Below are 7,872 nucleotides of genomic sequence, written 5' to 3' on the forward strand. Positions count from 1 at the left end.
CACCCACTGTTTGCGGTAGTACTGCACGCCGAGCCAGTCGCCTCGGTCGGCTCCGGTCAACCCGTCGAGGTAGAGTTCCACAAGCTCGCCCTGCATCGTCCGGTGGAACGCGCGGCAGGTCTCGTCCTCCCTGGCGGGGGCGAGCAGTGGCAGTTGCAGGACCAGTCCGGTCCGGGACTCCCCCGGCCCGTCGTGGATGACCCGCACGGCCGCCCGGTGTGCGTCGAGCAGCACACGGCCGACCCGCTTCCACAGGATCGGGTTGGTGACGCCGGGAGGATGGCAGCCCTCCAGGTAGCCGTGCAGGGCGACCATCTGGGGCTCGTTGACGGTGCACACGAACGGCATGAGGTCACCCATTTCCGCGACCACCCGCTGGCAGTAGCGAGTGAACAGCGCGATCGCGTCGGGGGCCAGCCATCCGCCCCGCGTGGCGAACCAGCGTGGCAGGGTGAAGTGGTGCAGGGTGATGAATCCGGTCATCCCGGCATCGGCCAGTGCGGTCAGCACACGCCGGTAGTGCGCCAGGCCGGCGCGGCTGAACTCCCCCGGCGCAGGCTCGATGCGTGACCATTCCAGCGACAGCCGGTGAGCGTTGTGCCCCAGGGACTTCAGCAGCGAGAAGTCCTCGCTGTAGCGGTGAAAGTGGTCGATGCCGTCGATCGACGACTCCAGCGCGGCGGTGCCTGGTGCGTGCTCGAAGTCCCACCAGTCGTTGTTGGTGGTACCACCCTCCACCTGGTGTGCGGCGGTGGCTGCTCCCCACAGGAAGTCGGCGGGGAAGTCGGGGGTTCCGGTGTTGTGCACCGTGCTCCTTCGCGGTTGTGCTCACATGAGGGCGAGTGCGTTGGCGGGTGAGCCGACACCGCCGGGCAGGTTGAGCGGCGCGGCCACGAGCAGGCCGATGTATCCCACTGGCTGGAGCGCTGCGGCCAGAAGCCGTCGTAGCAGTCGTCAAGGCCGTGTCCGTCGCCGGTCACGGTGTGGGTGAACGGCCCACGGCCGAACAGGGCCGGTTCCGGTAGGTCCAGGCGCCAGTTGAGTGCGAAGACCGCTCCGCTGGTCGCCAATCCGGCTGCGTCGGCGACATGGTAGGCGGTCACCTCGCCGAGGGCACCGACCTGGTCGTCGGGCCCCCACAGTCCCCAGCTGGAACGGTCCGGAAAACCCGATCGGTCACGCAGTTCGTGGTAGCGGGGGCGCATGTGCTCCTCCGTACGTTGCTGGTGGCTGGTCAACCGACGGTGCGGAGCTGTCGGCCGCGGCGGGTCAGCGCGTCGACGACGACCGCCCCGATCAGTACCGCGCCGATGATCATGAACTGCACGTCGGTCTCGAGGTTGAGCAGGTACATGCCGTTGTAGATGGACCCGATGATCAGCCAGCCGAGCAGAGCGGACCAGGCGTTGCCGCGGCCGCCGAACAGGCTCGTCCCGCCGATGACGGCGGCAGCGATGGCGTAGAGCAGCAGGGTGTCGCCGCCGAGTTGCTGAGAGGCGGCGCCGACGTAGGACCCCGCCATGACGCCACCGATCGCCGCGGTGGCGCCGGACAGGCAGAACACCGAGATCCTGATCCGGTTGACGTTGATGCCCGCCCGGTGCGCGGCCTCGGCGTTGCCGCCGACGGCGTAGACGTGCTGCCCGTAACGGGTCTGAGTGCTCAACACCCAGAACACCAACACCAGGCCGACCAGGATGACCAGTGCCAGCGGCAGACCGGCCGAGCGGTTGAGTTCCCAGACGCTGCCGAACGCCACCACGGCCAGAACCGCCGTGCGCACGGCGATGCCCGTCCACGAAGGAGCGGGCAGACCCGCGGCCCGGTTGCGGCGGCGGTTGTTGGCCATCACCGCCAGGTAGGCCACGACCGCGACGGCGGCCAGCGCGTAGCTGGACGCCACCTCGAAGGTGAGGTTCTCGATCTGGGCGATGGTCTCCTCGAACGGGAACCGAATCGTTCCGGTGCTGCCGAGGACACGCAGTTGCAAGCCGTAGAACAGCAGCAGCCCGCCCAGCGTCACGATGAACGACGGCACGTTGAACCGGGTCCGGATGAACCCCTGACCGAAGCCGAGTGCAGCACCCAGCAGGACCGTCACCAGGATGCCGAGGTACGGGTTCCAGTCACGGTTCTCGACCAGGACGGCCAGCACCGCGGCGGCCAGTCCGCTGATCGAGCCGACCGAGAGGTCGACCTCGCCGATCAGCAGCACCATGACGATGCCGAGCGAGACCACGCCACCGAAGGAGATCTGGCGGACCAGGTTGTAGAGGTTGCCGGAGGACAGGAACGCGTCGTTGAGCGATTGGAAGGTGACCCAAATGATCAGCAGTCCCAGCAGCACCGGTAGCGATCCCACGCCGAGATCCCGCAACCGGCCCCGGTTCGCCCGCGCTCCGGGTGCCGCGTCCTCGGGCGGCACTGCCCCGGGCTCGATTGTCGCCGGTGGTGCGGATGCCACCCCGTCGTGCTTGGTTCTCATCACTGGACTCCCGTTGGTTCGACAGCTCCGGTGTCCGGGCGGCTGTCCAGACCCGTGATCGCGGCGACGATCTCTTCGCGGGTCGTCCGGCCGATCGGGAAGTCTCCGGCGTTGCGCCCCATGCGCAGGACGGTGATGCGATCGGCCATGTCGAACACGTCGGCGAGGTTGTGGCTGATCACCACGACCGCGTGTCCGCGTCGTTTGAGTTCGGCGATCAACTGGAGGACCTGCGCCGTCTGCGCGACACCGAGGGCTGCGGTCGGTTCGTCGAGCAGGACCACCTGCGGGTCGCCCAGCAGCGATCGGGCGATCGCCACGGCCTGACGCTGTCCGCCGGACAGTGAGGCGACCTCGGCCCGGACGTCACGGATCTCCACCCGCAGCGTGCCCAGCAGATCACGAGCACGCCGGCCCATCTCGACCTTGTTGGTCAGGCGCAGGTAGCGCCACGGTCGGGCCGCCAGTACCTCGCGTCCCAGAAACAGGTTGCCGGCCACGTCGAGGTTGTCGCACAGCGCCAGATCCTGGTAGACCGTGGCGATTCCCAGCCTGGTGGCGTCATGGGGACGCTGTAGGGAGACCGGTTGGCCGGCGAACTCCACGGTGCCGGAGTCCGCCGGTGCGACTCCGGCCATCACTTTGATCAGTGTCGACTTCCCCGCTCCGTTGTCGCCGACCAGCGCCACCACCTCGCCGGCGTCCACGTGGAAGTCGACGTCGTTGAGCGCCTTGACCGCGCCGTACTGCTTGGAAACCTTGCTCAGTCGCAGAATCGGGGCCACATCGGGCCTCCCTTCCATGGTCCGGGCGGTGGACGCCCTCGTGGCGCGCCCGCCTCGGTCAGGAGATCCCGTACTTCTGGCACGCCGCCTGCACGTCGGCCGTGCACAGGTCGGCAGCCTTCACGAACTCGTCCGCGACCACTGTGGACTTCAGGTTCTCGGTCATGACAACCACCGGCGTGAGCAGGTTCGCCGGGATGCTGTCCCCGGTCGCGTTGGTCACGGTGGTCGTGGTTCCGGCAACCGGCTTGCCGGTGGCAACCGCCACCGCCGCGTCGGCCGCGGCGACCGCGAGCTTCTTCAACGCCTTGTAGATCGTCATGGTCTGGGTGCCGAGCAGGATGCGCTGCAACCCGTCGGTCGCGGCGTCCTGGCCGGTGACCGGCGGCAGCGAGCTGATCCCGGCCTGTTGCATCGCGTTGATGGCGGCACCGGCCATGGTGTCGTTGGCGACGTTGACACCCTTGATGTTGTCCTTGCCGATCTTGGTGATGGCCTGGCTCATCTCGGTCGTCGCGGTGTCGGGTGACCACTTGGGCGTGTCGTACTCCGCGCCGACGGTGTATCCGGATGAGTCGATGACCTTGTGCGCGCCCTGCTTGAACTTCAGCGCCTCCGGTCCGGACGTGTCCCCGTTGATCATGACCACCTGCGCGCCCTTGGGCACACCGGCCTTGGTCATCGCGTCGACCAGCGCCTGCCCCTGGAACTGCCCGACCTGCTCCGCGTTGAAGGTGAACTCGTAGGCGACCGGCCCGTTGGGCGTGCGGTCATAGGCGATCGTCTTGACACCCTTGGCCTTGGCCTGCTCGACAATGCTGGCCGCGGCTGTGGTGTCGGCCGAGTCGAGCACGAGGGCCCGCGCACCCTGGGTCAGCGCGGTCTCGGCCTGCTGCTGCTGTTTGGTGCCGTCGTTGGCCGCGTTGAAGTAGAGCACCTCGCAGTCGGGGGCCTTCTTCGCAACCTCGGCCTCGAAGTACGGCTTGTCGGCCGCCTCGTACCGGGGCGTCGCGTTCTCCGGCAACAGCAGCGCGATCTTGCAGGGACCGCCGCTCTGCGTAGCATTGGCGGTCTCCTCGGCCGATTTGGTGCAGGCACCCAACGCTCCGATGAGCAACAGTGGTGCGACGATCATCGTCATCGTTCGTATCCTCACGAGACCCTCCTTTGGGTCAGGACAATGCTGGTGGGCCGGTGGAGGACGAAGTCGACTATGGCGCGGGTATCTCACTGGCGCGGCACTCGGCTCGCCGACGCGTCCATGTGGTAGGTCGCCGGCTGTCTGGATCCGAAGATCAAGTGAGTTTCTTTGCCGATGCTTCACACTTCGCACTTACACGTGTAAGTACCGGACTGTAGACTTCACCACAGTCGTTGGCAAGACATCTCGCGCGGGCGAAGGAGGTCTCTGTGTCCACGCCGGGGCGCCGGGTGACCAGCGCAGAGGTGGCACATCACAGCGGTGTGTCCAGGGCGACCGTCAGCTACGTCCTCAACGGCACCCCGAACCAGTCGATCTCGTCGGAAACTCGCCGGCGGGTCCTCAGCGTCGCCGAGCGGCTCGGGTACACCCCGTCCGCGCCAGCCCGCGCCCTACGCGCAGGCCGGAGCGACGTGGTTCTGTTCCTGCTTCCGGAGTGGCCGATCGGGCCCTCAATCGCCAGACTGGTCGAGGACCTCACCCTCGCCCTCGCCGCAGCCCGCCTGACCCTGGTCGTACACATCCATCCGCGCTCCGCTCGATCCGTCGCGGACCTGTGGAAGGCCATCACACCGGCGGCGGTGATCAACCACCAGGCACTCACAGACCACGAGGCACAGGCCGTACGTAAGGCCGGCATCCCTGTCATAGCGCCCATCTTCCGGTTCGGTGGCGCCGGCACGTTCGCGGATTTCCAGCAGGCGATCGGACGATCCCAGGTGGAACACCTCGCGGCCACCGGTCACCGTCGGCTGGGCTTCGCACTGCCCGACGACGACCGGCTCTCCGCCTTCACCCAGCCCCGTCTGGAAGGTGCACGGAAGGCCTGCGCCCTGCTCGGCGTCGAGGAACCGTTGGCGAGGACAATCACGTTGAGTGTCCACTCGGCAACCGAGGCAATCGACTATTGGTGCACAACTCGCCACCAGGTCACCGGTATCTGCGCGTACAACGACGAGGTCGCACTGGCGGTGCTGGCCGGCATGCGGACCCGACGCATGACGGCACCAGCTGACCTAGCCGTCATCGGCGTCGACAACATCCCGGCAGGCGCGCTCACCGATCCGGCTCTGACCACCATCTCCACCGGTATGTCCGCGCTGGGCCACCACCTGGCCTCCGCAGTTGTCAGCACGCTGGACAACAAGCCGACCACACCCGGCCCCGGCCAGGACGTGATCCAGGTGGTCCGCCGCGCCAGCGCATAGCGGGCCGGAACTGGCCCGCCAACCGACCGAACCCGCCACGCCACCCATGTTGCTGGCGTGCACGGCCGCCGAGCAGCACACTCGGGCTCGAAGCGCCGGCGGCAACACTACAGAGCGGCCAGACCGGAATCTGGGGTGATGACCCCGGATGTGGCCGCGGGGTGGTGGGTCGGGATGGCGGTTGCGGCCGACTCTGCCTACAGCCTGTGCCGGCTGCTCGGTATGTCCGCTCCGGCGCGGCCGTCACCCTGCCGGAGCTGATCGCGCGGTCCGGACCGGGGCGGAAGCTGGTGACGCAGCGGCTGGGCGAGTTGCTGGCGTGCGGCCTGCTGATCGAGGACGGGCTGGCGCCGTCGACCGGAGGGCGGGCCCCGCGGCGGCTGCGGTTCGGGGCGCCGGTGATCGCCCAGTTGGTGGCCGCCGACGAGGACACCTACGCGATGTGATCCACCGGTTCAGCGAGATCGGCCTGGCCTGCCTGGCTCCTTGATGCCGACACCCAGCCCTTTCGACCGCGTTCCTTGATGTCGGCGGCGGTGATTCGCGGCCTTCAGGTCCGCCACACGTCGCCGGGGGTGATGGTGTTCAGCGGGCGACGTAGCCGCCGTCAACGGGAAGTGCGACGCCGACGACGAAACCGGCTGCTGGGCTGCACAGCCACAAAACGGCGGCGGCGATCTCGTCCGCGCGGCCGAGGCGTCCGATGGGCTGGTCGGCGATGGCCGCCTCGAGGTCGAGCTCGCCGTTGGCGATCATGTCGGCGACCATGGGGGTGTCGATGGTGCCGGGGCAGATGGCGTTGATCCGGATGCCGCGTGGCGCGTATTCGAGGGCGGCGCTGCTGGTCAGGCCGAGTACGGCGTGTTTGGAGGCGTGGTAGGCGGCACGGCCGGGGATGCCGACCAGGCCGCCCAGGGAGGAGCAGTTGACGATGGCGCCGCTGCCCTGACTGCGCATCTGGCGCAGTTCGTGTTTCATGCACGCCCAGATGCCCCGCGCGTTCACGGCGTTGACCCGGTCGAACACCTCGGCCGGCTCGTCCGCGGCGTCGTGGGGTGGGACCTGGATGCCGGCGTTGTTGAACGCCGCGTCCAGGCGACCGAAGGTCGCCACCGTCGTGTCGACCATGGCGGCCACCTGCTCCTCGTCCGTCACGTCACAGACGACGGCGAGTGCCTGGTGGCCTGCGGTGGTCAGCTGGTCCACCGTGCGGTGCACGGCGTCCTGGTCGATGTCGGCGAGGACGACCGCCGCACCGGCGTTCGCGAAGGCCTGTGCGGTCGCGAGGCCCATGCCGGAGCCGGCGCCGGTGACCAGGGCGACCTGGCCGGTGTAGTCGTAGGTCGGGTTCAACGGTTGTTCCCCTGTTCGGTGGCCGCTCCTTGCGGGCGGGCGTCGTGGTGGTTGTTCTTCTCGTCCCTGGCGTCGTCCTCGACACCCGGATGACGAGTTCGGCCTCAGTGGTGCACGGCGCTGTTCGCGCCGCACCCGTCGGAGTTCCCTCGGTTACGGACTGGGCTGGTTGTCCCGGCGAGGTGACCCCGGGCAGGCCGGCGGTCAGGGCGACGACGACACGACATCGCATGGCTGTCATACGCGGAGCAGGGCCTTGATGGCGCGGCGTTCGTCCATGGCCCGGTAGGCCTCGGCGGCCTGGTCGAGGGGGAGTTCGAGGTCGAAGACCTTGCCGGGGTCGATCCGGCGGTGCCAGATCAGGTCGATGAGTTCCGGAAGGTACTGGCGGACGGGAGCGGGGCCGCCGTGCAGGTGGACGTGAGAGAAGAACAGCTCCTGGCCGTCGAGCGTGACGTCGTGGGAGACGCCGACGTAGCCGACGTGTCCGCCGGGGCGGGTGGCGCGGATCGCCTGCAGCATCGACTCGTGGGTGCCGACCGCCTCGATGACGCTGTGGGCGCCCAGGCCGGCGGTCAGGTCCTTGACCGCCGCCACGCCCTCGTCGCCGCGTTCGGTGACGATGTCGGTGGCCCCGTACTCGAGGGCGAGTTTCTGGCGGGGCTGGTGGCGGCTCATCGCGATGATCTGTTCCGCGCCGAGTTGTTTGGCGGCCAGGACCGCGAGCAGCCCGACGGCACCGTCGCCGACAACCGCGACCGTCCTGCCCGGGCCAGCCTGGGCGGCGACCGCGCCGAACCAGCCGGTGCCGAGGACGTCGGAGGCGGCGAGCAGGCTCGG

At 68.5% G+C, this 7,872-nt stretch carries 8 protein-coding genes; 2 read left to right on the forward strand and 6 right to left on the reverse strand.

What is annotated here, in order from left to right:
- The 4 genes from ACJ73U_RS42820 to ACJ73U_RS42835 all read right to left on the reverse strand — a co-directional run.
- The coding region (locus tag ACJ73U_RS42820) for a family 1 glycosylhydrolase (protein ID WP_407783520.1) at nucleotides 1-807 on the reverse strand (807 nt) is incomplete at its 3' end.
- Between the two features lie 427 nt (nucleotides 808-1,234).
- Nucleotides 1,235-2,485: a sugar ABC transporter permease gene (locus tag ACJ73U_RS42825; RefSeq protein ID WP_407783521.1), complete on the reverse strand. Its 1,251-nt coding sequence runs from the start codon at nucleotides 2,483-2,485 to the stop codon at nucleotides 1,235-1,237.
- The gene (locus ACJ73U_RS42830; protein ID WP_407783522.1) at nucleotides 2,485-3,270 is read right to left on the reverse strand and encodes an ATP-binding cassette domain-containing protein; all 786 of its coding nucleotides are present in this window, start codon (nucleotides 3,268-3,270) and stop codon (nucleotides 2,485-2,487) included. Before ACJ73U_RS42830 ends, ACJ73U_RS42825 begins: the two co-directional genes overlap by 1 nt.
- A gap of 58 nt (nucleotides 3,271-3,328) precedes the next feature.
- Nucleotides 3,329-4,426, reverse strand: a complete 1,098-nt coding sequence (locus ACJ73U_RS42835; protein WP_407783523.1) for a substrate-binding domain-containing protein — start codon at nucleotides 4,424-4,426, stop codon at nucleotides 3,329-3,331.
- Between the two features lie 254 nt (nucleotides 4,427-4,680).
- On the opposite strand from ACJ73U_RS42835, the gene ACJ73U_RS42840 reads away from it, so the two are divergent.
- Together ACJ73U_RS42840 and ACJ73U_RS42845 are read left to right on the forward strand one after the other, a co-directional pair.
- Nucleotides 4,681-5,679: a LacI family DNA-binding transcriptional regulator gene (locus ACJ73U_RS42840; protein ID WP_407783524.1), complete on the forward strand. Its 999-nt coding sequence runs from the start codon at nucleotides 4,681-4,683 to the stop codon at nucleotides 5,677-5,679.
- A gap of 206 nt (nucleotides 5,680-5,885) precedes the next feature.
- The gene (locus ACJ73U_RS42845) at nucleotides 5,886-6,125 is read left to right on the forward strand and encodes a hypothetical protein (RefSeq protein WP_407783525.1); all 240 of its coding nucleotides are present in this window, start codon (nucleotides 5,886-5,888) and stop codon (nucleotides 6,123-6,125) included.
- A 139-nt stretch (nucleotides 6,126-6,264) separates the two neighbouring features.
- Here ACJ73U_RS42845 and ACJ73U_RS42850 read toward each other — a convergent pair whose 3' ends face one another.
- Together ACJ73U_RS42850 and ACJ73U_RS42855 are read right to left on the reverse strand one after the other, a co-directional pair.
- On the reverse strand, nucleotides 6,265-7,032 hold the full coding sequence (locus ACJ73U_RS42850) for a glucose 1-dehydrogenase (RefSeq protein WP_407783526.1): 768 nt from the start codon (nucleotides 7,030-7,032) through the stop codon (nucleotides 6,265-6,267).
- 237 nt (nucleotides 7,033-7,269) lie between these two features.
- Nucleotides 7,270-7,872, reverse strand: a 603-nt coding sequence (locus ACJ73U_RS42855; RefSeq protein WP_407783527.1) for a zinc-binding dehydrogenase, incomplete at its 5' end; no start/stop codon positions are given.

It is taken from the genome of Actinophytocola sp., from assembly GCF_045807065.1.
GTDB lineage: Bacteria > Actinomycetota > Actinomycetes > Mycobacteriales > Pseudonocardiaceae > Actinophytocola.